Raw genomic sequence first — 23,408 nt, forward strand, 5'->3', positions numbered from 1 at the left:
TTAAGGAAATTTTGGCAATTTTAAGAAAGCAGAATCCTGATAGGATAAGGGTTCTGTGAAATTTGTCGTGTACAGAGAAAAAATTAAAAAAAATAAAAGGTTCTTTGTTTATTCATGGGCATTCAATGGCTGAAAATGATCAACATATTTTCGATCAAATTAATAAGAGTGAAGTTGAAAATATTTATATCAGTATATTTGGTGATCAATACTCAGACTCTAATAAAACAACAATTGCTAATGCCCACCGATTTATAGACACTAAAAAAATAAACATTGAATTTTATAAAGCTGAGTCTGCTCCTATTTGGGCTTAAAGAATAGTCACTGATTTTATACGCACATATTAGTCCAAATTATAGAGAATGATTAATTAATTATTTGTAAATATCGATAAACAGCTTGCCGGCTGATACCAAATGCTTTTGCCAGAGCAACTTTGGAGGAATACAGTCCTTCTTTCCAGGCTTGTCGTAAAGCCTCAGCCTGCTCAGTGTTCAATTTATGGACACGACCTTTATATTTCCCTTGAGCCGCTGCAAGCTTAATCCCCTCTTTTTGGCGTTCCAAGATAATTTCCCGCTCGAATTGAGCAAAAGCGCCCATAAGCTGCAACATCAGGTTATCCATCGGAGTGGCCTGGGCCGTGAAAGTAATATTTTCTTTGACAAACTGGATGGCGACTCCCCTCTTTATGAGCTGATCAACTTCAGTAACTAAATCTTTCAGACTTCGAGCGAAACGATCCATAGAGTGCACGACGATCATGTCTCCTTCACGAACATAGCTGAGCATTTCCTGAAATTTCGGACGGGCAGTATTTTTTCCAGAGGCCTTATCGATAAAAACCCTGTCGACTTCGACTCCTTCAAGTTGTCGTCCAATATTCTGGTCAACAGAGCTGACTCTGACATATCCCACCTTATGACCTTTCATCATGCCTTCTACCAAATGCTTATTTCTGCTTATTGTAAATAATGAATATTATATTTCAAAGTTACATGTAACGTATGGACAAAATTTATTTAAATGAGACATAAACTTCAGGGCGTTGTCTGTGTTACTTTAGGGTATACCCTAAATATACAGTAATAATATGTTGAAAATGAGTGACTTCCTATCGTAACTCGACATGGCTTTGTTGCACAAAGATTTGAAATGCAAAGCGCCCCTAATTGAGCCAAATTTAAGGCGTAACTTGGGTAAGTGGTCGACCTAATTCCGTAAATCTGTTAAGGACTGCTACACGTGCATGGATCTCATTCACTTGGCTATCAAAACGCCTTGCACTGAGTTTATCTCCTAATAATTTGATGCAATGCATCTTAGTTTCAACCAAACTTCGACGATGATAGCCTGACCATTTTTTCCATAGTGTCCTGCCTAAACGTTTAATTGTTCGAAGTAATTCATTTCGCTCTAGCGAGCTACTCTTTGTATCTTTCCATGGTTTCGCATTTTTTCTAGGTGGAATCACCGCATGCGCTTGCCGATCTGCAATGACCTGACGGCATTGCTTGGTGTCATAAGCTCCATCGGTATAAACAGAGTTAATCTGCTCATCTTGTGGAATCTGATTAAGTAAATCACCAAGCACCTGTGAATCACTGACATTATTGGTTGTAAGCTGAACTGCTCGTATTTGTAGGGTTTTAGCATCTATACCAATATGAAGTTTACGCCATTGGCGACGATATTCAGGTCCATGTTTCTTGCGTTTCCATTCGCCCTCACCTAGAAACTTCATGCCTGTAGAGTCCATGAGTAGATGCAGCCCATCGCTACTTTTTTGGTAGCTGATTACAATATCAATATGCTTTTGTCTTCTACAAAGCGTGGTGTAATCTGGAGCTATCCAATTTAATCCGCAAAGTTTAATCAGACTTTGCACAAAGCCAGTGACCATACGTAAAGACAGACGGAATAAGGATTTAATCATTAAGCAGCATTGGATGGCTGCGTCGGAGTAGGTTTGATTTCGCCCTTGTTTGCCTTTTGATGGCGCATACCATTGCGTAGCAGGATCAAACCAAATGGCAATATTTCCGCGACTCATGAGTGCTCGGTTATATGCGGGCCAATTGGTTGTGCGGTAGATTTTGTGTGTAGGCTTCTTCATTTGAAAATTATATCGCTGAAAAACCCTTTACAGATAGGTTTGTGCAACAAAGCCATCTTGATATACAGAATAAAAATTCAAAAAACCTGCATATTTATGAGATTCCTCTGCTTCATATAATCAATCACATGCATTTTTTAATTCTCACAACAATTCAAAAAACAATGACTTAATTAATTCATATAAAAATATCACTGCTCATAATAAAAAGTTATGGGCAGTAATAATAGTTAAAGCCATGAGTATTATAATACCATTGAGGCATGGGTATTATGCTACCAAAGAACCCCAATAAACGTATTTTTTAAAAAGAATAAATGCAATAAAAATTAAATAAAACTATAAAAAACTATTTACATTAAAAAAATTCCTGCATATATTAAAAATAAATTCACAAAATACGACCAACCAAAGAACAAAGTCATCTTAAAGCAGTCTTAAAATTGGGTTTTGCTCATGACAAATTCAACGAATAAAGTACTTAAAACATTTCGGGTGTCATCCAAAAACCTGAATTTATATTGCTATCCGCAAAGCATCCATGCTTTTGTGTGTTGGCATGCGCTGTTTTCACAGCTTGAGATTCAACAACGTGAGTTCACTTTTAAACTATTGTCAGATGCGAAATGTGAGATCCCCATTATCACTACAGATAATGAAGATACGTATTTATTTAATAGTCATTTCGCTGGCATATACGGCTACTTCTACAACCCATCGCAAAAATTTAAATTTAAGGCTTATCAAGACTTTAAACATTATGAAAACATTCTTTCATCACTGCGTGAAGTTTTAAATTTACTAGAGTCAAGACAGTTTAATTTTCTTTTAAAACTTGATGTTATCGCAAGATCTTTGAATCAAAATTACACCGCTCAACAATTAAATGACGTGTTTGGGCACCGTGAACTCTCCCTGGATATCCTAAGAGAAATTACAAAGCTTTCAATAAGACAAAGTCCTGCTAGCTTGTCAAAAAACCAATCAAGTGTGCATTTTTCATTAGACAACATACTCAATGTGTTAAAGGATCAATGAGCATGAATATGATTGGACATGCCTATCTAAATTACGAGAAAGTTGATTTAGAACCCTTTAAGGATTTTTATACCAAACTGGCTCAAATAAATACTCAAAGTATAGAAGATTATATTCACTTAGAAGTTTTGACAGAACCTAATGATATAAATTTACTTGTAGAGTTAATGCAGAAGAATGAGCTCAAGAAAACAAAAATTAAATTACCTTTGGTTCATTATTTGTTTTCGCTATTTAATGTGTCCTCAAAGAATAAACTCATTGCCTTGAAATGGGCGATTTTCAATATTCATTGTTTTGAGTCTATTGCTCAAACAGAGAACATAACAGAAAACAATTTCAATGAGATCATCGAAAAATATACAAGCACTATTTGCGATATATGTAGATGTTTTCGTTTGGCTAATAGTAATAGAAATAAGCTGTATGAAACATTATCTGTCGTTCCATCAGATCCTCAAGTTCTTGTAGATCAGCTCGATGCTATAATTGGCAAAAATAAAGATCTATTCAAACGCTCATTACCAAGTCTGTCCGAAGAAGATATCAATCGTTTAAGCGTCATTAAAAATGCGTATAACTTTATCGTTACACAGCAAAAGAGACAACGTACACATTCTAATCAAACAAGAAGGTACTCTAAGTCAATTGATCAACCCGCCTACAGACATAAAAAAATGTCATTTGATGATGAAGTTTTACTGCTCACTACTTTTCGCAGTAATGAAGATACTTATGATATCGAGGATCAGGAACAATCTACACTTCAAGATCATGGCTTTAACTTTGATGAAAAAGAGAAAAATTCCGTAGCTTTCCAAAAAATCAAATTAAAGGCACAAGCGCAACACCAACAAAAAAATAATTTGATGAGTAAATCAAATCCGCGTGTTTTTGATCTTTTGACTGCTCAGATCATTATGCAACGCATACTTGAAAAAGCCTCAGGCTCACCTATTCATAGTTTATTATTATTTTCAGTACTGAGTCTCACACACTATGAAGACATTTTGAGCTTTAGCAATCAGCCATGTGAATCCAATCACACGAAAAAATTATATTTGAATAAATTTGAATGTTACTTTAAGCAATCATTTGACGTTTCTACTTTTAAAAGCAAACAGCTTAAGCTCAAAGAACATAAGCTGAATACTACAAACAGCTACACTATTCCTTTGCCTCAATCATATTACTCAACACTCATTCAGCTAAAAAAATGGGATATGGCTGATATTGAATCGGATCTGCAAGAATATTTAAGAAGGATTGCTCAGGATTTAACATTTAACTTAACGGCAGAAAATCTTCCACGCTTAATAAGTGATATCACTTTAAATGAACTTGGTTACGAACTAGAGAGTAAATTATTGGCTGGTACGAGTATTCGGCACTATATACCCGGCCATTATTTTTCTACCCAAATCGTAGACTTACTTGATAGCTATGAACAAACTTTAAAATTAATTACCCCTACTTTTGAAACGAATTACATACATAAGTTTAGCAGTCCAATCTCTTTCGGAAGTCAACAATCCCCAGATGTTGCATTCACTCAAGTATTCTTTAATGAACTGGACCGCTGTGTTCGACAAGCCACTGACCCATTTGTTCGCCTAAATCATTATTCTATTTGGTTATGGCACATCTGCATGATCATCACTTCCGCTCGACCAAGTCACTCCTTCCCCCCTAATTTAGAATATATTGATTTTGAAATGCAGATGATGGGAGTTGCAGATAAAGAGCAACGTTACACCAGCACGATTGGTCGATGTATTCCTTTTAATGATTTTCTTAAAGCAGAAATACAGCATTATTTGGCATTCTTAAAAAAATTTAAGACCTTAACTCAAATACTCTACCCTTCTGATTATACCCGACCCATTGATGATGTTCTGAATGGGCAAACTCCTATTCTCCTGTTCAAGGATAAAGATAAATTAAGGTCATTAAAGCTTTCTGATCTACAGGATATTTATGAGAACTTAGATTTTCAAAAAAATTGGACCAGACATTTTTGTCGTTATTTCTTTGCACAGTTTTGTGATGAAGACATTCTCAAATCCATTTTTGGACATGATGAAAATATGCAGGGTCTTTTTGATCAATATTCTAGCTTTAAGCCAACTAGCTTGAATCAAATCAGAAAGGCTCAGGATAAATTAGTCGCAATATTAAACTTAAATGGTATGTCTGACTTGAATGAGGTTGCTTTCATATGAGTAATCATCCACATAGCCTGCGTCGCAAACAAAAAAATAATGCGAAAATTAAATCACTGCTTACATTATTCTCGGAAAAATTCGAAGATGTTAAAACAAAGGACTTTCAAACCATTTGCAATGAAATCGACCAAAAATTGTTAGAAAAAGCAGGTTCAAATTTAAAAAACTATCGTATTGACCGTTTACATTTAGCTAAATATATCAAACGTTTCAATCATGCCAATGGTACAGATTATCCAGTTCCCAGCACACCTGTAATCTATGAATCTAATATACCGCTTCAAAGCATCGAAACCATCAAGCATGGCAAAGCTATCATCATATTTGCAAAACAATTAACTCACCTTTGGCAGACAACCCCCATTGAGAACCCTGAACATTGTCATGCATTTGCATTAATAAGCGCTATTCTTTTCAACGGCATTTGGAACGAAAAAGAGCTAAGAAGATTCTCACAGATCATTGAAACCACAAAATATTTTGACTCTTTTTTAGATACTAAAGACCATCTCATTAGTCTTGAAATACCGAACTCTCAGTACGGCAATAAAAAAATTGATCATCCTAACTACAGTACAACTTACACAAAAACCATCGTCATACACGATATTGTGAAATGCTGGTTATTTAGACTTAACCAATTTGAAAAAGATTTGTTTACACAAGCATTAGACCCAGAACACATTATCAACGACTGTATTCGTACATATTTGCCTGATGTAAAAATTCGATATAAAGAGCTGATTAAATATGCTTTTTATTACACACAATTTTTGGAAAACGCTCAGCTTGACCAAATGTCCATAGGATTATTAAAACATGAAATTCCAAGTTCGAGCCCACTCAAAAACCAACTAGCCGTTTACTTTCATCAATTTGATACCTTTGCAACAAGATCTCTATATAAAGTCCTAGAACAAAATGAACGTAGTATTAAAGGCGATATAGAAAGTGGGCTAGCAAGCTTTTTAAAAGATATTCGAACCATTCTTCGTACAGATGATTATGTTCAAAAGCTCATTGAACTTTATGCGCGTGAACTTTCACCTTCAATGGAACGTATTGTCTTTTGGGCTATCATTCGTTCTCGGTTAAATAGCAATCAGTTAGCCAAACTGAATGAAATTATATACAGTAAAAATAGACTTTCGAGAACATTAATCAAGTCAGACTTTCAGCCTCTTAAACCAAGCTCACTGAATACCTTTTTCTCGCAATTTGTCTTTCACTGGCTTTATTTAACACAAGATAAAGATATTGATGCATTCACCGCTTCAGATTATGAAGAACTTTACGCTGAAATTTTAGAGTTAAAAGCAGAACAAACTCGCTCAAATACTCAAAAACGTTTAAGTGAATTTCATCATAAGCAAGTCTTACTTTTTAATGTGCCTGAAGTCAATTTAGAAAATTTGCTGACCATTAAAGTTTGTAAAACAGATCTCGTTTCTCCCCATCTTTTTCATCAAGCGCTTCAAGCCCTCAAATCTATGCCTGAACTCCATCGTTTAGATAAGGCGATGTTTAAGTATATTTTTACCCTTGGATTTAGAGTTGGATTGCGGATAAATGAGACGTTGAATATTTTCGTTAATGATTTTCAAATAAATGCAGATCAACTCACTTTATGTATCCGAAACCATCGCAATAAAAATCAAAAGAGCTATTCCGCATACCGAAAGATTCCGTTACACCATCTTCTAAAACCCGAAGAACTTGAATCATTAATGACGTATATTAAAAATCGTAAGCGTGAGCTTTTAGAAAATAAATATTCCTTGAAACAACCGTTATTTATAAAACAGAATTTTAAAGAACCCCATGAAAATGAAGTCAATGAACTATTAAAGACATTATTAGATTCTATATATCCCGAGCACCGTTGCACTTACCATAGCCTCAGACATTCAGCAATTAACCATCTCTATCTCATCCTTGCTGAATCGGACCTTGCAAATCACTTTACTGATTATTCCGCTAGCGAACAAATGGCAATTCGTTATGCTTTATTAAGGCATGGCAACACACAACAAACTTGGTACGCATTAGCACATTTAGCTGGGCACTTAACACCATCAACCACCTGCTCCAGCTACCTGCATCTTGCACACTTAGCGATCACTTATCAACTCAATCAAATGCATACGCCTCTGAAAAAAGAGGCTTATTTCAACATACTCCACTGTAAAAATAATACTTTATTGCCCGCACAGCAAAGAGCAATTCACAATTTTCTCTATCAGCAGTTAACGCTTCACCCATATAAACAACATGATCATAATTATAAGGAGTTAGAAGTATCTACCCCCAATACACTTATGCTTGGGGCAAATGATTCTGATCTTACATTCAAGCTTTTACACCACATGCTTCATACTACGCATGAAGATCATTTGCTTTTACCTGAAACTATTCCTCTACAAGTTGCACAAAAAATTCGTGATACAGCAACTCAGCTTAAAATGACCGTTATCAATCAAAAAAAATCATCTAAGTTATTTACCACTGACTTCTTGCGAAAGCACCCTAATGCACTAATTACCAGCTTGCCCACTAATGAGATTGAGCAACAGCTCATTGGTTATGCAGAAAATAACTATGTAATTGCATATAAAAATCATAAAAAAGAGTTAATGCAGATTATCGAAATTTATCTTGAAAAGGTGCAATCCAACTCCTCAGAGTTTAAATTCGCAGTGAATGAAAAGCGTCAATTGAAAAAATTTCTCTCATTCATTAATGACTTATTTCCCAAAAAATATATTCACTTGGAACTTTCTTCGAAAGTAAAACAAGAGCTTGGACATGTCTTATCAGACTTAAATTTAACCTCGAAAAACTTCACGATGTCAGAGGATAGTAAAAATATTAGCTTTTCATTCAAAATATCAGAGGGTAAGGCTTTAGGCGTATTTAAACTTGTGATGTTGTTAATCATTGTTTTTATCAAATCGGATATGTGATTCAACCATGGAAAGATACAAAGAGCAGCTCGCTAGAGCGAAATGAATTACTTCGAACAGTTAAACGTTTAGGCAGGGCACTATGGAAAAAATGGTCAGGCTATCATCGGCGAACTTTGGTTGAAACTAAGATGCACTGCATTAAATTATTAGGAGATAAACTCAGTGCAAGGCGTTTTGATAGCCAAGTCAATGAGATTCATGCACGTGTAGCAGTCCTCAACAGATTTACGGAATTCGGTCTACCACTTACCCAAGTTATGCCTTAAATTTGGCTCAATTAGGGGTGCTTTGCATTTCAAATCTTTGTGCAACATAGCCAGAATATTACCAAAAATTGAAATATCAATATAAATTCTTTCTATATTTCCATAGAAAGATCTTTGATTATAAAATCCATGTCCACTGTATTTATATTTTAGCTAGACATTTTAAGATATTTTTACCAATCGATAAATTTTTATTTTAAATTCAATACTTCTATAATCAAATATATGTGACTTTTGATACAGTTTTTTTCCAAAATTTGTGACCAAAATGATCTCATATCACTAAAATCCATATCGAATTTCACCTCATATTTATCCTTTAAAATATATTAATATCAAATAGATAGATTGAATATAAATTAATGTAAAAAATCTCGTTAACCTTGCCAAGGTTGGGGTCGCGAGTTCGAGTCTCGTTTCCCGCTCCAGATTTTAAAAGCCTCAATCGAAAGATTGAGGCTTTTTTTAATGATCTCAATTTATTAAAAATACTCCCTCACCTCTCCCCATACACCGTAGTAATCAAATGTTCAACCACTTGCGGCTCAGCCAAGGTGGAAGTGTCTCCCAAACTATCCAATTCATTTGCAGCGATTTTTCGTAAAATACGGCGCATAATTTTACCTGAACGGGTTTTAGGCAAAGCAGGTGCCCAATGCAAAGCATCTGGTGTTGCCACTGGCCCTAAAATTTTACGCACCCAATGCACCAGCTCGTCACGTAACTGTTCCGACTCTGCTATTCCTGCTTGTAAGGTCACAAAGGTACAAATTCCCTGCCCCTTAATGTCATGTGGCATTCCCACCACTGCTGCCTCAGCCACCGCTTCATGTGCCACCAAAGCACTTTCAATTTCTGCCGTTCCTAAACGGTGCCCTGATATATTCAAGACATCATCCACACGTCCTGTGATCCAGTAATATCCATCTTCATCACGGCGTGCGCCATCTCCTGTGAAATACGCACCGGGATAGGTCGAAAAATATGCTTCAATAAAACGTGCAGGATCACCCCAAATACTGCGCATTTGCCCTGGCCATGAATCTTTAATAATTAAATTACCTTCTGTTGCACCTTCTAGTTCATTGCCGTCTGCATCCACAATTGCGGGTTGTACCCCAAATAATGGTCGGGTTGCCGAACCCGGTTTAAGCGGGGTTGCACCAGGCAATGCTGAAATTAAAATACCGCCTGTTTCGGTTTGCCACCATGTATCTACAATTGGGCAACGACCTTCACCCACCACGTTGTAATACCAGTTCCAAGCTTCAGGATTAATCGGCTCACCAACGGAACCCAATAAACGCAAACTGCTGCGGTCACTTTCACGTACAAAACGGTCTCCCTCCCGCATCATGGCTCGAATGGCAGTCGGTGCTGTATATAAAATGGTGATGTTGTGCTTATCGACAATATGTCCTGTACGCGCCCAACTTGGGTATTGGGGTACCCCTTCAAACATCACAGTGGATGTCCCATTCGATAAGGGGCCATACAAAACATAAGAATGTCCTGTAATCCAGCCCACGTCTGCGGTACACCAGAACACATCATCCTGTTTCAGATCAAATACTTCTCTGAAGGTGCTGTTCACATAGGTTAAATAACCACCTGTGGTATGTAAAACTCCTTTGGGTTTTCCTGTGGAACCCGAGGTATATAAAATAAATAGCGGGTCTTCAGCATTCATCGGTTCTGGCGGGCAATTGTCATTCACCGACATAATTTCCATGTGATACCACAAGTCGCGTTCAGGCTGCATCTGAATCGGGTTGCCTGTACGATGCACCACAATCACATTCTGCACACATTCAGTACCTGCAATGTTCAGCGCTTCATCCACATTGGCTTTTAAATAAATCGGTTTGCCACCACGCATGGCGGAGTCTGCAGTCACAATTAACTTGGCCTGACAGTCTTCAATTCGGCTGGCTAAGGCATCGGGTGAAAAACCACCAAAAACCACACAATGCACCGCACCAATTCGTGCACAGGCCAGCATTGCAATCGCAGCTTCCGACACCATAGGCATATACAGCACCACTCGGTCACCTTTTTGTACACCATTCTTTTTCAGCACATTGGCAAAACGGCAGGTTTCATCATGCAGTGAAGCAAAAGAAATTACTTTATGACGAGATGGATGATCACCCTCCCAAATAATGGCAGGTTTATAAGGGTGCTCTTTTAAATGACGGTCTAAACAATTGGCACTGACATTGAGCTGTCCATCGGCAAACCATTCTATGTTGAAATGTTCGGGGTCAAAGTTGGTGTTTTTGACTTGCGTAAAAGGCTTGATCCAATCCAAACGTCGAGCTTGTTCAGCCCAGTAGGCATCTGGATCCTCTATAGATTGTTGATAGCGTTGGAAATATTCTGCCTCAGTGGTACGGGCAGTCTTTTTAAATTCATCTGGAACAGGATATACGTCTTTCATCTGCTACTTCCTTGATGTTCTTGCATCTCATCACGAGATGTATGCCACGTTATTGATTATTATTTCTGCACATTTACAGTATGAACTGACTGTTTTACAGCCTACTATTCGGCTTTAGTCGCATAAAATTTATACAAGATTTCAGAACTTCTGACTGTTCTGATTGATACCGAAAATGCTGCCTACATACTGCGGTGTTTTCATTCCACTCTACAGCGGATTGCATGATTTTTAAAGAAATTTACGCTCAACGACGCTACATCTTCACATTTTTTTACGCAGCATATTGCAAACATCAACACGCAAAAGGATCAATATTTTTTAGCGTAATCACGATAAAAAGTAAAAAACACAGCATGCAGTACATCTCAGCTAAAATGTCATCATCTTGTCTAAAAGATTGCCAAGTGCGTAACAGCGGATTAACCAAAGCCATTTTTTCAGGCAAAATAGCCTCTCTATTTTGAGTTCGGAATCACCGTGGCAGAATCCAAGCCCTCGTTAAGTGAAGTGTCTGAAAACACCAGTCAACTGTTGCATGAAGCCACTGAAAAAACCACGCAAACCGTGATTAATCATACGGCCAAGTACAACGACGCCTACTCCACTATCGACAAAATTATGGATGGCTTTTGGGAGCGGGCGCCGTATTTATGTATAGCTGCAGTGGTACTGATTTTGTTTTGGTTAATTGCCCGTGTATTTAAATGGTTTGTCCGTAAAACACTGTCTAATCGCTCCTATACCCGACAAAATTTGGTCTTGGTGTTAAATCGGGTCGGTAGCTCTGCCATTGTCTTTTTTGGTTTTTTAATTGCGATGGTGATTGCCATTCCTGGCTTTACCCCAAGTCAGCTCATGAGTGCTTTGGGATTAGGCTCTGTAGCGATTGGTTTTGCTTTTAAGGATATCTTTCAGAACTTATTGTCGGGTGTACTGATTTTGATTGGTGAGCCTTTTAAAATTGGCGATGACATCATCGTCAATAATATGGAAGGCACGGTGGAAGATATTCAGATTCGTGCAACCTTTTTGCGCTCTCCCGATGGCCGTCGCATCGTGATTCCAAATGCCACGGTCTATACCAGTGCCGTGACTGTAAATACTGCGTATACCCGTCGTCGTTGCGAGTTCGTGGTGGGTATTGGTTATGAAGATGACGTACAAAAAGCCAAACAGATTATTTTGGCCATTTTAGACCGCGACATCAAAATTTTAAGTCAGCCTGCCTTTAGTGTGAATGTCACTGCATTGGCCGATTTTTCCATCAATTTAAATGTGCGCTGGTGGGTCAATACCACCGAAACCACCACATCGGCTTCCATTAGTGAGGTGCAGGAGCGTGTCATTGCGGCCTTTGCCGAGCATCACATTTCCATTCCTTACCCAGTACAGGAAGTGAAAGTGTATCGAGGTGAAACGGCATTGCTTGAAGAAGATTCAAACCGAGCCAAACAAACGCCCTAATACATAGGCAATCACGGTTTCAGTCCGAATAATACGGTTGCCCAAGTGTCGTGCTTGGCAGCCGTTTTTTTCGAGTAAATCAATTTCATAAGGAATAAAGCCGCCTTCTGGGCCAATCACAATACTACAAGGATGTTGAATGGTGTTCGGCATTGCCAGTTCAGTATAAGGATGCGCCACGTATGCAGGACAATCTGCAGAGATCAAATTAGGCAAAACATCTTCCACAAAGGGTTTAAAGCGTTTATAGCACTGAATGTCAGGCGCAATGGTATCGCCCGCTTGTTCTAAACCTAAAGTGATATATTGATCCAACTGCTGTAAAAATGGCGTTTGCCAATAGCTTTTATCAACCCGATAGCTGTGCAGTAAAATGATTTTTTCCACACCTAATGTCACGCTGTCCATAATTAAACGGCGCAGCACTTTTGGTCGTGGTAAGGCCACAATCAGGGTCACGGGTAATTTTTGAGGTACAGCTTCTTCATGTAAGGCTTTGACCTGAATCCGCTGCTCACTGACTTCCACCACTTCAGTCAAATAACGCTTGCCACCACGAATCCCGACTTTTAAGGTGTCACCGACTTGTACACCGACATGCGTATGCAAATGCTGCAGCTGTCGCTGTGCTGTAATTGACCATATTTCATTGGTAGTCTGTCGCGGGCCAAGTAATACAATATTCATGCTTACAAATACTGATCCATGACCTGAATATGCTCACGTAGTGCACCACGATTTTTATACATAATCACTTGGGCATTCTGATTCAATTGTGCACGTAATGCTGGTTCAAATAACAGTTGAGTCAAGGTTTTCACAGCTTGTGCTGCATCATCAACCACGTACACCGCTTCTGCCGCAACAAACTCATCCACCATGCTTTGGAAGTTAAAATAATTTTTACCCAATACGGTGGCTACATTTAAAGCCAAAGGCTCTAAAATATTATGACCACCGCCAGGTTCATTCAATGAACCGCCCACATAGCAAGCCTGACTCATGGCATACCACAGCCACATTTCACCCATACTGTCGGCTAAATATAGCTGTGTATTTGCTTGGATACCTTCACCCAAACTACGACGCTGCATATTAAGTTGCAGCCTTTGTCCCAATTGTGCAACTTCATCAAAACGCTCTGGATGACGTGGTGCAACAATGCACAATAATTCGGGATGTTGCTCAAAGTACGGTTTTAAAGCAGTCAATAATTGTTGTTCTTCGGGTGCATGGGTACTGGCCAGCACCACAATTTTACGCTGTGCCAATTGCCATTCTTGCTGTAGCTGTGCTGCCTGCTGCACAAAATGCTCAGGTGCAGTAATGTCAAATTTAAGATTACCCAACACCTGCGTACGTGCTTCGGGCATACCCAAAGCCACAAAACGTTGTTGTGTAGCAAGGTCTTGTGCCAAAAGTTGTTGCAACCCCTGCAACATGCCACGTGTCAGGCCTTTAACTTTGGCATAGCCTTTGGCCGATTTTTCTGAAAGTCGTGCATTAATCAGTAAACATGGCACTTGAAAATGCTGCGCCTGATCAATCAAATTTGGCCATAATTCTGTTTCGACCAAGGCCAATAATTTAGGCTGATATTTTTGATAAAACTCACGAATTAAATGCACCTGATCGGCAGGTAAATACACGGCCTGAAATAAATTTAAATAGGGTGCTTTTAAAAATAAAGACTTGGCACGAGCCTGTCCCGTTTTGGTGGTATTGGTGACTAAAACAGGGTGACCTGCTTTTAAATAATATTCAATTAATGGTTGTGCAGCATTGGTTTCACCTACCGACACCACATGAAACCAAATGGCATGTAAATTTTTAGCGGGCTGAAATGGGCCAAAACGCTCAAGCAGTTCTTGTTGTAATTGCTCAGGATGTTCGGCACGTTTACGAATACGTGACTGATAAATCGGTTTTAGCAGGGTTAAAGCTGCGTTATACCAAAATGGAGTAGCCAAAAGATGCGCCCCAAAAGAAAGACTGTCGGCAAAATATAACAGAGCCACACACGCATGTTAATCGTATGTGGCGCTGTACGGGCTTTTATTCTACAGATTGTTGTGTTTCAGCCAAAGTTGGATAATCGATATAGCCTTCTGCAACAGCAGTACCAATCATAGTTTCCAGTTTGAGTTCATTTAAAGGAGCATCTGCCAGTAAACGCTCATATAAGTCTGGGTTAGCAATATAAGCCTTACCAAACGACACTGCATCGGCCTTGCCTGATGCCAATAATTCCACCGCATCGGCACGGCTTAAACGCATGTTGGCAATGTATGGCACACCGCCTGAACGTGCTTTCATTTCTTCGGAAATGCTGTCTTCAGCCAAATATTCACGGGTAAAGAAAAAGGCGATTTTGCGCTGACCCAATTGCTGCATCACATAGCCAAAGGTTTCACGTGGATCATCATCCCCCATGTCATGTTCATCGCCACGTGGTGCTAAATGCACACCGACACGACCTGCGCCCCATACTTCTATCAAGGCATCTACAACTTCCAACAAGAAACGTGCGCGATTTTCCACAGCACCGCCATATTCATCTTCACGTTGGTTGGTTTTACTTTGTAGGAATTGGTCAATCAGGTAACCATTGGCCGCATGCAGCTCTACACCATCAAAACCAGCCTCTTTGGCACGGATCGCGGCTTGTTTATATTGCTCGGTAATGGCATGAATTTCTGAAATTTCCAAAGCACGTGGTAATACATAAGGACGCTTTGGACGTAACAAACTGACATGACCAGCTTGTTGCACAGCACTTGCCGAAACAGGTGTTTCACCCTTCAGCAAATCAGGATGGGATACCCGCCCCACATGCCACAATTGCGCGACAATCAGACCATCTTTGGCATGCACCGCATCGGTAACCAATTTCCAGCCTTGTACTTGTGCATCTGTAAATAGACCTGGGGTATTGAAATAGCCATTGGCTTCTTCAGAAATCACCGTTGCTTCTGAAATAATTAAGCCTGCGCTGGCTCGCTGTGCATAATATTCCGCCATCATTGGCGTAGGTACACGGTCATCGCTGGCACGACTGCGGGTTAAAGGTGCCATCACTACACGGTTTTTAAGATGAAGATCACCCAAAACCAAAGGAGAGTTTAATTCAGCCATCATTGCCTCATGACTCACTACAACATGCGACTGTTTAGAGTGAGTGTTTTAAATATTCGATGTATTGCTGAATTAGTGCTTCATTACGAGAAAAATACGACCATTGCCCATACTTTTCTGCACGAATAAGGCCTGCCTGTTGCAGTACCGATAAATGATTTGACATGGTCGATTGCGACACCTTGCCCAAACGCTCAATGTGTCCTGCACATACGCCACGCTTAAAGTCGCCACACTCTTCTACCGACAAAAATTGGTCTGGTGCTTTTAACCATTCTAAAATTTGCCGACGGGTAGGATTGGCTAAGGCTTTAAATATTAAATCGACATCCATCATTCAGACACATATTCGTAAATATAAGCCCAATTCAGCAGCTGCCTTTAATATATCGTATTTTTTCGATATTAATATCGCTTTTTTACGATTTATACAAATTGTTTAAACAATTTAAGCAGATCAACCGAATTGGGCAGACTTATTGGGTCCTGTAAATTTAAACTTACAGGCCTTGTTTCAAACTGGCTTCAATAAATTTGTCTAAATCACCATCTAAAACTGCACCCGTATTTGAGGTTTCCACCCCTGTACGCAAGTCTTTAATCCGCGAGTCATCCAATACATAAGAACGAATTTGGCTGCCCCAACCAATATCTGACTTCGAGTCTTCCAGTGCTTGAGCCGCCTCATTACGTTTGCTCATTTCCAGTTCGTATAACTTGGCACGTAACTGTTTCCATGCGTGGTCACGGTTGGCGTGTTGCGAACGCTGGTTCTGACAAGCCACCACAATACCTGTTGGTGCGTGGGTTAAACGTACCGCAGAGTCGGTTTTGTTAATGTGCTGACCACCCGCACCTGAAGCACGGTAAGTATCAGTACGAACATCGGCAGGGTTAATATCAATTTCAATGTTGTCATCCACTTCTGGTGAAACAAACACCGCAGAGAATGACGTATGACGACGGTTACCCGAGTCAAATGGTGACTTACGCACTAGACGATGTACGCCCGATTCAGTACGCAACCAACCATAGGCATACTCGCCTTCTACACGAATTGTTGCAGATTTAATCCCTGCCACATCACCATCTGACTCTTCCATCAATTCTGCTTTAAAGCCATGACGTTCAATCCAGCGCATATACATACGCAGCAACATAGATGCCCAGTCCTGCGCTTCTGTACCGCCTGAACCCGCCTGAATTTCGACATAACACGGATTTGGATCCATTGGGTTGCTGAACATACGACGGAATTCTAATTTGGCCAGCTCTTCTTCAGCAGAGGTCAACTCTGACTGCACATCAACCAATAAGTCTTCATCATCTGCTTCAACCGCCAAATCCAGCATGGCTTGCGCATCTTCCAACTGGGTTGCCAAACCTTCCAGAACATTAATCACATTCTCAAGTTCGCCTTTTTCTTTGGCCATCGCTTGAGCACGACTTTGATCATTCCAAATGGCAGGGTCTTCCAACTCGCGGAGAACCTCTTCTAAACGCTCTTTTTTCAGATCGTAGTCAAAGATACCCCCGTAGTGTTTGACCACGTTCGTTCAAGTCTTTTAATTGGTTTAGATAAGGATTAATTTCCACGTAAATTCTCTCAATTAACAATGAAGCTCAATAACCAATAATTGTAGCACAGACCTGTTCAGGCATTGCCACACTGCAGCTATTTCCAGCACAACTTTTCTAGACATAAATAGCTGGCCATTGCCTACGCATATTCAGCTTAAATTTGCCTGAAATATTTAGATCTGCAATTTCCATTTGCTCTAGCGTTGAAGGAGAACTGACACATATTTGATGATTTTATAGTCAATATTTAGAAAATTCACAAAATCTACATAGTTTTAATAAAACAAAACATTTAATTATTTCATTTTTATTTCAATAACTTAAGATCGAATCATTACACAAACTTACGACTGAAACAATGCGGTAACTTTCTGATGATTGACGCTGAAATTTTTTAGCCTAGACTAAAAGTTGTAACAAAAAGTTTAACTGTTAACCAGATTTCAGAGGGGTAATTTCCATGAAAAAATTAGCAATCGCATCAGCCCTACTTTCAGCTTTGGCTATCACTGGTACTGCGAACGCATACCAAGCTGAAATTGGTGCATCAGCAGGACTGATTGATCCAGACAATGGCAGCTCAAGTGGTTCATTTGGTGTAGATGGTACATATTACTTTAACCCTGTACAAACTCGTAATGCACCATTGGCAGAAGCAGCGTTCCTTGACCGTGCCAGCAATGTAAATGCCAAATATCAATATGACGAAGTGGGTGATTCTGAAGCGCACACTTATGGCGTAGGTGCTGAATACTTTGTACCGAACTCAGACTTTTACCTCAGTGGTAATGTGAGCGGTCACGATCTACAAAACAATGATGACCTAAACAATGACTTGACCACCTATGGTGCAGAAGTAGGTTATTTACCAGCACCAGGCTTGTTGATTGCAGCAGGTGTGAAAGGTTGGGATACTGATGAAGATGATGGTGTAGACCCAACTTTACGTGCCAAATATGTAACTACGTTGTCTAATGGTAAAGACATCAATTTAGAAGCAGGCGCTGCATTTGGTGATCTAGATGAATACAATCTGGCTGCAGACTACTTCATTGATAAAACCCTAAGCGTAGGTGTTGATTACTACAGCAACGACATCAATGATCGTGATGAGTTTGGTGTGAGTGCACGTAAATTCTTTACTCCACAAGTGAGCTTAGAAGGTCGTGTAGGCTTTGGTGAACAATTCAACAACGACTACAACAGCTTTGGCTTAGCGGCAAAATATCGCTTCTAAGTTTAGCCTAATTAGATATTCAAACAGCACTCTTCTTCGGAAGGGTGCTTTTTTATGCCCTAAAATAAAGCAGTTAGGTAGAAATAGTGCATTGACGTACTGTTTATTTTCCGTACAATCAGCACAACTGTAACAAAACAGTCATATTTCTATAACAGAGGGAATCTCAATAATGTTTAAAAAACTTGCACTTGCAACTGCTCTTCTTGCTGGTTTAACTTCTACTCATGCGTATCAATTTGAAATCAATGGGGGTTATGAAAATACTGATTTTGATGGGGAAGCTGACGTAGATACATTATTCATTAATGGCAAATATTATTTAAATGGTGTTCAAGTCAAAAATGCACCTTTAGCTGAAGCTGCTTTTTTAGCTAAAGCAAGCAATATTGGTCTAGGTTATGCCCATGCGAGCATAGATGATCTAGAGTTTGATCTTGGTTCCTTCGTAGGTACAAATACTTTTATTGTTAATGCGGATCTTGATATTGATAATGTTGGAATAAGCGGTGAATTCTATATTCCGAATAGCCAATTCTATATTTCTGGTAACTTAAACCATACCGAAATAACAGCAAAAGTTCTAGGAGCGGAAGAGTCGACCGATAATACTGGCTATGCTCTTGAAGTGGGTTACTTACCTACTAATGGCTTATTATTGGCTGTTGGTGCTACCAATGAAAACATTGATCCAATTCAAGTTGCAAATTATGGCTTCACTACAAATTTTTTAAACGCAGCTACTTTACAAGATGATACAGTAGTATCTCTACGTGCTAAATATGTCACACAAATTGGCAACCATTTTACCAACTTTGAAGGCTTAACTTATTTTGGTGATGAAACAACTTATCGCTTAGGCGCTGATCTTTATATCGACCCAACTTTAAGTGTAGGTGTTTCTATTGCAGACTCAACTGCTGATGATTCTGATACTATTTTTGGCGTTCGTGCACAAAAATTCTTTACCCCAACAATTGCAGTTGGCGTAAATTACACAACAGTTGATGAAGTCGATTCATTCGGCATCAACGGTACATTCCGCTTCTAATTCCATAAATTAAAAGCAAAAAATCCGCTCAAATGTGAGCGGATTTTTATTTGGGCTACTGCTCCAAATGCACAATCTGCAGTTGTAAACTGACATTGCTATTAAACACATTGCGTTCTAATTCATAAACCAAACGCACATGATCCAGCATTGGGTTAAAGTCAAATTTATCTTTGGCACCAAAGGCAATCGCATCCAGCACTTGGCCATTCTGCAACACCAGACGCAGTTTTAAATGCGTCTCTTTAAGCCATCTAAAATCGACCACTTTAAAACGCCCTTCAAATACAGGTTGCGGAAATTTATGTCCCCACGGTGCCAAATGCTGCAGCATCTCTACCGTGTGCAAATGAAAAGCCTCTGGCGGCAATTCACCATCTGTCCACAGCACGGCATGAAACAGCTCTGCATCCATCTGCGCAATTAGCTGTTCAAACACCTGTTTAAATTCTGCAAAATGAGCCTTTTTAATGGTCAAGCCTGCGGCTGCAGCATGCCCACCAAAATGACTAACCAAGTGTGGATATTGCTCTGCCACTAATTCAATGCTGTCACGAATATGAATACCTTCTATGGAACGGGCCGAGCCTTTAATATGTTCACCATCTTCATCGGCAGCAAACACAATTGCAGGCCTGTGAAACTGTTCTTTTAAGCGACCCGCAACAATACCTATCACACCTTGATGCCAATGTTCTTCAAACAAGACCAAAGCATGCGGCAAATCAGTTGTATGCAATTGCAGCTTTTCCAGTTCAGCCAGCGCATCCTGTTTAATTTGACCTTCGACCTGACGACGTTCCTGATTCAGACTATTTAACTGACGTGCCAAGGCATAAGCAATTTGCATATCTGTTGCCAGTAAACATTCAATCCCAATATCCATGGTTTCCATGCGCCCAGCAGCATTAATACGTGGCCCCAAGACAAACCCTAAATCCTGAGCTTTAAGCTGTGCGGGTTCACGCCCTGCCAAATCCAACAATGCGCTAATTCCAGGACGACACAAGTTCTGCTGTATTCGTTTTAAGCCAGCATCCACCAAGATACGGTTGTTATAGTCTAAACTTGCAACATCGGCATAAGTTCCCAAAGCCACCAAATCTAAATATTGGGTCAAATTTGTAGCAGATTTTCCCTGTTTTTTACGCTGACTAGAGAGATTGGCCAGTACATAAAACGCTACGCCCACCCCTGCCAAAGCTTTACTTGGAAAATCACAGCCCAGTTGATTTGGATTGACCACCGCTTCTGCATCTGGCGTGGCTTTCGTGGTGAGGTGATGATCGGTGATGATGACCTGCATACCCAAAGCTTGAGCACGCTCAACTCCCGTGTGACTGGAAATGCCATTATCTACAGTAATTAATGAATCAGGGGCATAACGCTCAAAAGCCAAATCGGCAATGGCGGGAGTTAAGCCATAACCATATTTAAAGCGGTCAGGCACCAAATACTGTACCTGCGCACCCATGTCGCGTAAGGCCAACATCATCAATGCGGTACTGGTTGCACCATCGGCATCGTAATCGCCCACAATCACTATTTTTTTCTGCTGATCAATCGCCTGATCCATCAACTGAATTGCCTCAGGCAAACCTTTCATACTTGGGGCAAGCAGATGTTTGAGCTTGAGCTCAAGTTCCTGTTCAGACGTCACCCCACGGCGCGCTAAAATCTGGGCAACAAATGTGGACACGCCCTGAAAGTTTTCAGGGCGTGTCAGTAAAGGTCTTTGTTTTATTTGTATTTTTGACATAGTTTCCAGTAATTTAAGGCATCAAGCGTTGTAACGACCATTCGCCCTCAATTTTTTCATAACGTAAACGGTCATGCAAACGGTTCGGACGCCCTTGCCAAAACTCGTAATAATCTGGCTGTAAGCGGTAACCGCCCCAGAATACAGGTTTTTGTAATTCTGACTGATCCCCCACTTGGGCATGCAAGTCCTGAAAACGTGCCTGTAATTCTTCACGGCTGGCAATCACACCACTTTGAGGTGTACTAATGTGCGCAGCAATCTGATTGTCACGCGGGCGTTTGTGATAGTACGCGGTCGACTCTTGCTCATCAATTTTTTCGACATAGCCACTCACCCGAATTTGACGTTCTAGCTCAGGCCAGTAAAACAATAATTCCGCATAAGGATTCGCTGCTAAATCTAGCCCTTTTTGACTGTCATAATTGGTATAAAAGTCATAGCCTGCCTCGGTTGCTCCGCGCAGTAATACCGTACGCACATGCGGGCGACCTTGGGCATTGGCAGTGGCCAATGACATGGCATAGGGTTCATGTAATTTAGCGTCTAAAGCATGGTTAAACCAATTCAAAAACTGAATATGCGGATTGGCACTCACCTGCGCTTCCAACAATTCACCTTTTTGGTAACTTAAACGCAATTCACTTAAATCTTTGATTAAATCACTCACGATTTACACCCCTTTAGATTGCATGACGACGCACAGCATCTGCCAAATGTTTTGCCAATGCGCTTACTTCTGCCAAATCATCGCCTTCCACCATCACGCGAATCACAGGTTCAGTACCCGATTTGCGAATCAATAAACGGCCACGACCTTTGAGCTGCTCAGTTGCACGATCAAATTCTGCAACCAATGCTGGCACCGCATACGGGTCAAACATATTCTCTAAACGTACATTTTCTAGCACATTTGGCAACAGTTTAAAGTCTGCAACCAATTCATCTAGGGCTTTGTTTTGTTCTACCATCACCGTTAACACTTGCAGTGCCGCAATAATGGCATCACCTGTGGTGCTCTTGTCCAAGGTTAGAATGTGACCCGATGGCTCGCCACCAATGACCCAACCATTTTCTTCCAAACCTTGCAGCACATAACGATCGCCTACTTTGGCACGCAACAACGGCACTTGGGCTTTTTCTAAAGCCAATTCCAAGGCCATATTGCTCATCAATGTACCCACAATTCCTGCAGGTTTTTTCGAGCCTTGCGTGGCAAGAATATATAAAATATGGTCACCATCAATTAGCTTGCCATGACGGTCTACCAAAATTACACGGTCGGCATCGCCATCAAAAGCGATACCGACATCGGCTTGATGATCCAACACTGCTTTTTGTAAATGCTCAGGATGGGTCGAACCACAATGTTCATTAATATTTAAACCATTCGGTTCATTGTGAATAGCAAAGACTTTGGCACCCAGTTCACGGAATACCGCAGGACCGACGTTATAGGCTGCACCGTTGGCACAATCGACCACAATGGTCAGGTCATTTAAATCTAAATGATACGGGAAAGTTGATTTACAGAACTCGATATAACGCCCATTGGCATCTTTTACACGAACACTTTTACCCAAGTTGGCTGTGTCTTCAATTTTTAACTCTTGCTGTAATTCTTGGTTAATTTCTTCTTGTATCGTATCTGGAAGTTTTTTCCCTTCACCTGAGAAAAATTTAATTCCGTTATCAAAGTACGGGTTATGTGATGCTGAAATCACGATGCCTAAACTGGCATGCAAGGCACGGGTCAAGTGTGCAATGGCTGGGGTGGGTAATGGGCCCAACAAGTGCACATATACACCTGCGGCGTTCAAACCCGCCTGTAACGCTGCTTCTAAAATATAGCCTGAAAGACGTGTATCTTTACCCAATACCACAATTGGTTTATTTTTTTTGGTGTGCTTTTTTAAAACTTTACCTGCTGCAAAACCCAGTTTTAATGCAAATTCAGGTGTAATAGGTAACTCTCCGAACTTCCCTCGAATGCCGTCTGTACCAAAATAACTCATATTGTTCTCACTTCTTAGAGGTGATCTTTATCATCACTTTTTTACTGCAAGTTACTTTACACCAAAAATGAAAAAGCCGTCATATAGATGACGGCTTTTATTTGAAAAC

The 23,408-nt window shown here is 40.0% G+C and carries 18 protein-coding genes and 1 pseudogene; 8 read left to right on the forward strand and 11 right to left on the reverse strand.

Annotated elements, in window-relative coordinates:
* The first annotated feature begins 62 nt into the window (after positions 1 to 62).
* Complete coding sequence (locus HHA43_RS02535; RefSeq protein WP_168541661.1) at positions 63 to 317, forward strand: DUF4917 family protein; 255 nt, start codon at positions 63 to 65, stop codon at positions 315 to 317.
* Between the two features lie 52 nt (positions 318 to 369).
* Here the strand turns inward: HHA43_RS02535 and HHA43_RS02540 are convergent, their stop codons facing one another.
* On the reverse strand, positions 370 to 936 hold the full coding sequence (locus HHA43_RS02540) for a recombinase family protein (protein ID WP_168541688.1): 567 nt from the start codon (positions 934 to 936) through the stop codon (positions 370 to 372).
* A gap of 250 nt (positions 937 to 1,186) precedes the next feature.
* Complete coding sequence (locus HHA43_RS02545) at positions 1,187 to 2,119, reverse strand: IS5-like element ISAba12 family transposase (RefSeq protein WP_168541663.1); 933 nt, start codon at positions 2,117 to 2,119, stop codon at positions 1,187 to 1,189.
* Between the two features lie 456 nt (positions 2,120 to 2,575).
* On the opposite strand from HHA43_RS02545, the gene HHA43_RS02550 reads away from it, so the two are divergent.
* The 4 genes and pseudogenes from HHA43_RS02550 to HHA43_RS02565 all read left to right on the forward strand — a co-directional run.
* On the forward strand, positions 2,576 to 3,157 hold the full coding sequence (locus HHA43_RS02550) for a hypothetical protein (protein ID WP_168541665.1): 582 nt from the start codon (positions 2,576 to 2,578) through the stop codon (positions 3,155 to 3,157).
* A 2-nt stretch (positions 3,158 to 3,159) separates the two neighbouring features.
* Entirely contained in the window at positions 3,160 to 5,379 is a 2,220-nt protein-coding gene (locus HHA43_RS02555) for a hypothetical protein (protein WP_168541667.1), read from the forward strand.
* Positions 5,376 to 8,345, forward strand: a complete 2,970-nt coding sequence (locus HHA43_RS02560; protein WP_168541669.1) for a site-specific integrase — start codon at positions 5,376 to 5,378, stop codon at positions 8,343 to 8,345. Before HHA43_RS02555 ends, HHA43_RS02560 begins: the two co-directional genes overlap by 4 nt.
* Positions 8,346 to 8,347: 2 nt before the next feature.
* Positions 8,348 to 8,614: pseudogene (locus HHA43_RS02565) on the forward strand (IS5/IS1182 family transposase); the annotation flags it as partial.
* 496 nt (positions 8,615 to 9,110) lie between these two features.
* Here the strand turns inward: HHA43_RS02565 and acs are convergent.
* The gene (gene acs, locus HHA43_RS02570) at positions 9,111 to 11,054 is read right to left on the reverse strand and encodes an acetate--CoA ligase (protein WP_168460534.1); all 1,944 of its coding nucleotides are present in this window, start codon (positions 11,052 to 11,054) and stop codon (positions 9,111 to 9,113) included.
* A 480-nt stretch (positions 11,055 to 11,534) separates the two neighbouring features.
* Here acs and HHA43_RS02575 point away from each other — a divergent pair, with 480 nt between their 5' ends.
* Positions 11,535 to 12,521: a mechanosensitive ion channel family protein gene (locus tag HHA43_RS02575; RefSeq protein ID WP_168460532.1), complete on the forward strand. Its 987-nt coding sequence runs from the start codon at positions 11,535 to 11,537 to the stop codon at positions 12,519 to 12,521.
* Here the strand turns inward: HHA43_RS02575 and HHA43_RS02580 are convergent.
* The 5 genes from HHA43_RS02580 to prfB all read right to left on the reverse strand — a co-directional run bounded on the left by HHA43_RS02580 (position 12,495) and on the right by prfB (position 17,252).
* A complete protein-coding gene (locus tag HHA43_RS02580; RefSeq protein ID WP_168417717.1) occupies positions 12,495 to 13,208 on the reverse strand; it encodes a 16S rRNA (uracil(1498)-N(3))-methyltransferase in 714 nt (237 codons plus the stop codon). The two genes, HHA43_RS02575 and HHA43_RS02580, sit on opposite strands and share 27 nt — an antisense overlap.
* Before the next feature lie 2 nt (positions 13,209 to 13,210).
* Positions 13,211 to 14,491, reverse strand: coding sequence for a 3-deoxy-D-manno-octulosonic acid transferase (locus HHA43_RS02585; RefSeq protein WP_168460530.1), 1,281 nt, complete (start codon positions 14,489 to 14,491; stop codon positions 13,211 to 13,213).
* 85 nt (positions 14,492 to 14,576) lie between these two features.
* On the reverse strand, positions 14,577 to 15,656 hold the full coding sequence (locus HHA43_RS02590) for an alkene reductase (RefSeq protein ID WP_168460543.1): 1,080 nt from the start codon (positions 15,654 to 15,656) through the stop codon (positions 14,577 to 14,579).
* A 34-nt stretch (positions 15,657 to 15,690) separates the two neighbouring features.
* Positions 15,691 to 15,990 carry an ArsR/SmtB family transcription factor gene (locus HHA43_RS02595; RefSeq protein ID WP_168417728.1) on the reverse strand — a complete coding sequence of 100 codons (300 nt, stop codon included), beginning with the start codon at positions 15,988 to 15,990 and terminating at the stop codon, positions 15,691 to 15,693.
* A 166-nt stretch (positions 15,991 to 16,156) separates the two neighbouring features.
* Positions 16,157 to 17,252, reverse strand: a protein-coding gene (gene prfB, locus HHA43_RS02600) for a peptide chain release factor 2 (protein WP_168417714.1) whose coding sequence is annotated in 2 segments (ribosomal slippage) — positions 16,157 to 17,179 and positions 17,181 to 17,252 — 1,095 coding nt in all. Because the reading frame shifts where the segments join, the coding sequence is not laid out codon by codon here.
* A gap of 445 nt (positions 17,253 to 17,697) precedes the next feature.
* Here prfB and HHA43_RS02605 point away from each other — a divergent pair.
* Together HHA43_RS02605 and HHA43_RS02610 are read left to right on the forward strand one after the other, a co-directional pair.
* The gene (locus tag HHA43_RS02605) at positions 17,698 to 18,474 is read left to right on the forward strand and encodes a putative porin (protein ID WP_168460529.1); all 777 of its coding nucleotides are present in this window, start codon (positions 17,698 to 17,700) and stop codon (positions 18,472 to 18,474) included.
* A gap of 172 nt (positions 18,475 to 18,646) precedes the next feature.
* A complete protein-coding gene (locus HHA43_RS02610) occupies positions 18,647 to 19,525 on the forward strand; it encodes a putative porin (RefSeq protein WP_168460528.1) in 879 nt (292 codons plus the stop codon).
* A 55-nt stretch (positions 19,526 to 19,580) separates the two neighbouring features.
* On the opposite strand, the gene recJ is transcribed toward HHA43_RS02610, so the two are convergent.
* Genes recJ through glmM form a run of 3 tightly spaced genes read right to left on the reverse strand, consistent with a single transcriptional unit; the run spans position 19,581 to position 23,299 of the window.
* Positions 19,581 to 21,284: a single-stranded-DNA-specific exonuclease RecJ gene (recJ, locus tag HHA43_RS02615; RefSeq protein WP_168460526.1), complete on the reverse strand. Its 1,704-nt coding sequence runs from the start codon at positions 21,282 to 21,284 to the stop codon at positions 19,581 to 19,583.
* Between the two features lie 13 nt (positions 21,285 to 21,297).
* Positions 21,298 to 21,954 (reverse strand): pyridoxamine 5'-phosphate oxidase, encoded by a 657-nt coding sequence (pdxH, locus tag HHA43_RS02620; protein ID WP_168460524.1) that lies wholly within the window; start codon positions 21,952 to 21,954, stop codon positions 21,298 to 21,300.
* Between the two features lie 13 nt (positions 21,955 to 21,967).
* Positions 21,968 to 23,299, reverse strand: a complete 1,332-nt coding sequence (gene glmM / locus HHA43_RS02625) for a phosphoglucosamine mutase (protein WP_168460523.1) — start codon at positions 23,297 to 23,299, stop codon at positions 21,968 to 21,970.
* Between the last annotated feature and the right edge of the window lie 109 nt (positions 23,300 to 23,408).

It is taken from the genome of Acinetobacter sp. A2 (assembly GCF_012371325.1).
In the GTDB taxonomy this organism is placed as follows: Bacteria; Pseudomonadota; Gammaproteobacteria; order Pseudomonadales; family Moraxellaceae; genus Acinetobacter.

Coding starts and splice junctions, on each gene's coding strand:
- recJ (WP_168460526.1), bottom strand. CDS start 21,284: ATGTCAAAAATACAAATAAAACAAAGACCTTTACTGACACGCCCTGAA.
- HHA43_RS02555 (WP_168541667.1), top strand. CDS start 3,160: ATGAATATGATTGGACATGCCTATCTAAATTACGAGAAAGTTGATTTA.
- glmM (WP_168460523.1), bottom strand. CDS start 23,299: ATGAGTTATTTTGGTACAGACGGCATTCGAGGGAAGTTCGGAGAGTTA.
- HHA43_RS02545 (WP_168541663.1), bottom strand. CDS start 2,119: ATGAAGAAGCCTACACACAAAATCTACCGCACAACCAATTGGCCCGCA.
- HHA43_RS02590 (WP_168460543.1), bottom strand. CDS start 15,656: ATGGCTGAATTAAACTCTCCTTTGGTTTTGGGTGATCTTCATCTTAAA.
- HHA43_RS02560 (WP_168541669.1), top strand. CDS start 5,376: ATGAGTAATCATCCACATAGCCTGCGTCGCAAACAAAAAAATAATGCG.
- HHA43_RS02605 (WP_168460529.1), top strand. CDS start 17,698: ATGAAAAAATTAGCAATCGCATCAGCCCTACTTTCAGCTTTGGCTATC.
- HHA43_RS02550 (WP_168541665.1), top strand. CDS start 2,576: ATGACAAATTCAACGAATAAAGTACTTAAAACATTTCGGGTGTCATCC.
- HHA43_RS02610 (WP_168460528.1), top strand. CDS start 18,647: ATGTTTAAAAAACTTGCACTTGCAACTGCTCTTCTTGCTGGTTTAACT.
- HHA43_RS02540 (WP_168541688.1), bottom strand. CDS start 936: ATGAAAGGTCATAAGGTGGGATATGTCAGAGTCAGCTCTGTTGACCAG.
- HHA43_RS02580 (WP_168417717.1), bottom strand. CDS start 13,208: ATGAATATTGTATTACTTGGCCCGCGACAGACTACCAATGAAATATGG.
- HHA43_RS02595 (WP_168417728.1), bottom strand. CDS start 15,990: ATGGATGTCGATTTAATATTTAAAGCCTTAGCCAATCCTACCCGTCGG.
- acs (WP_168460534.1), bottom strand. CDS start 11,054: ATGAAAGACGTATATCCTGTTCCAGATGAATTTAAAAAGACTGCCCGT.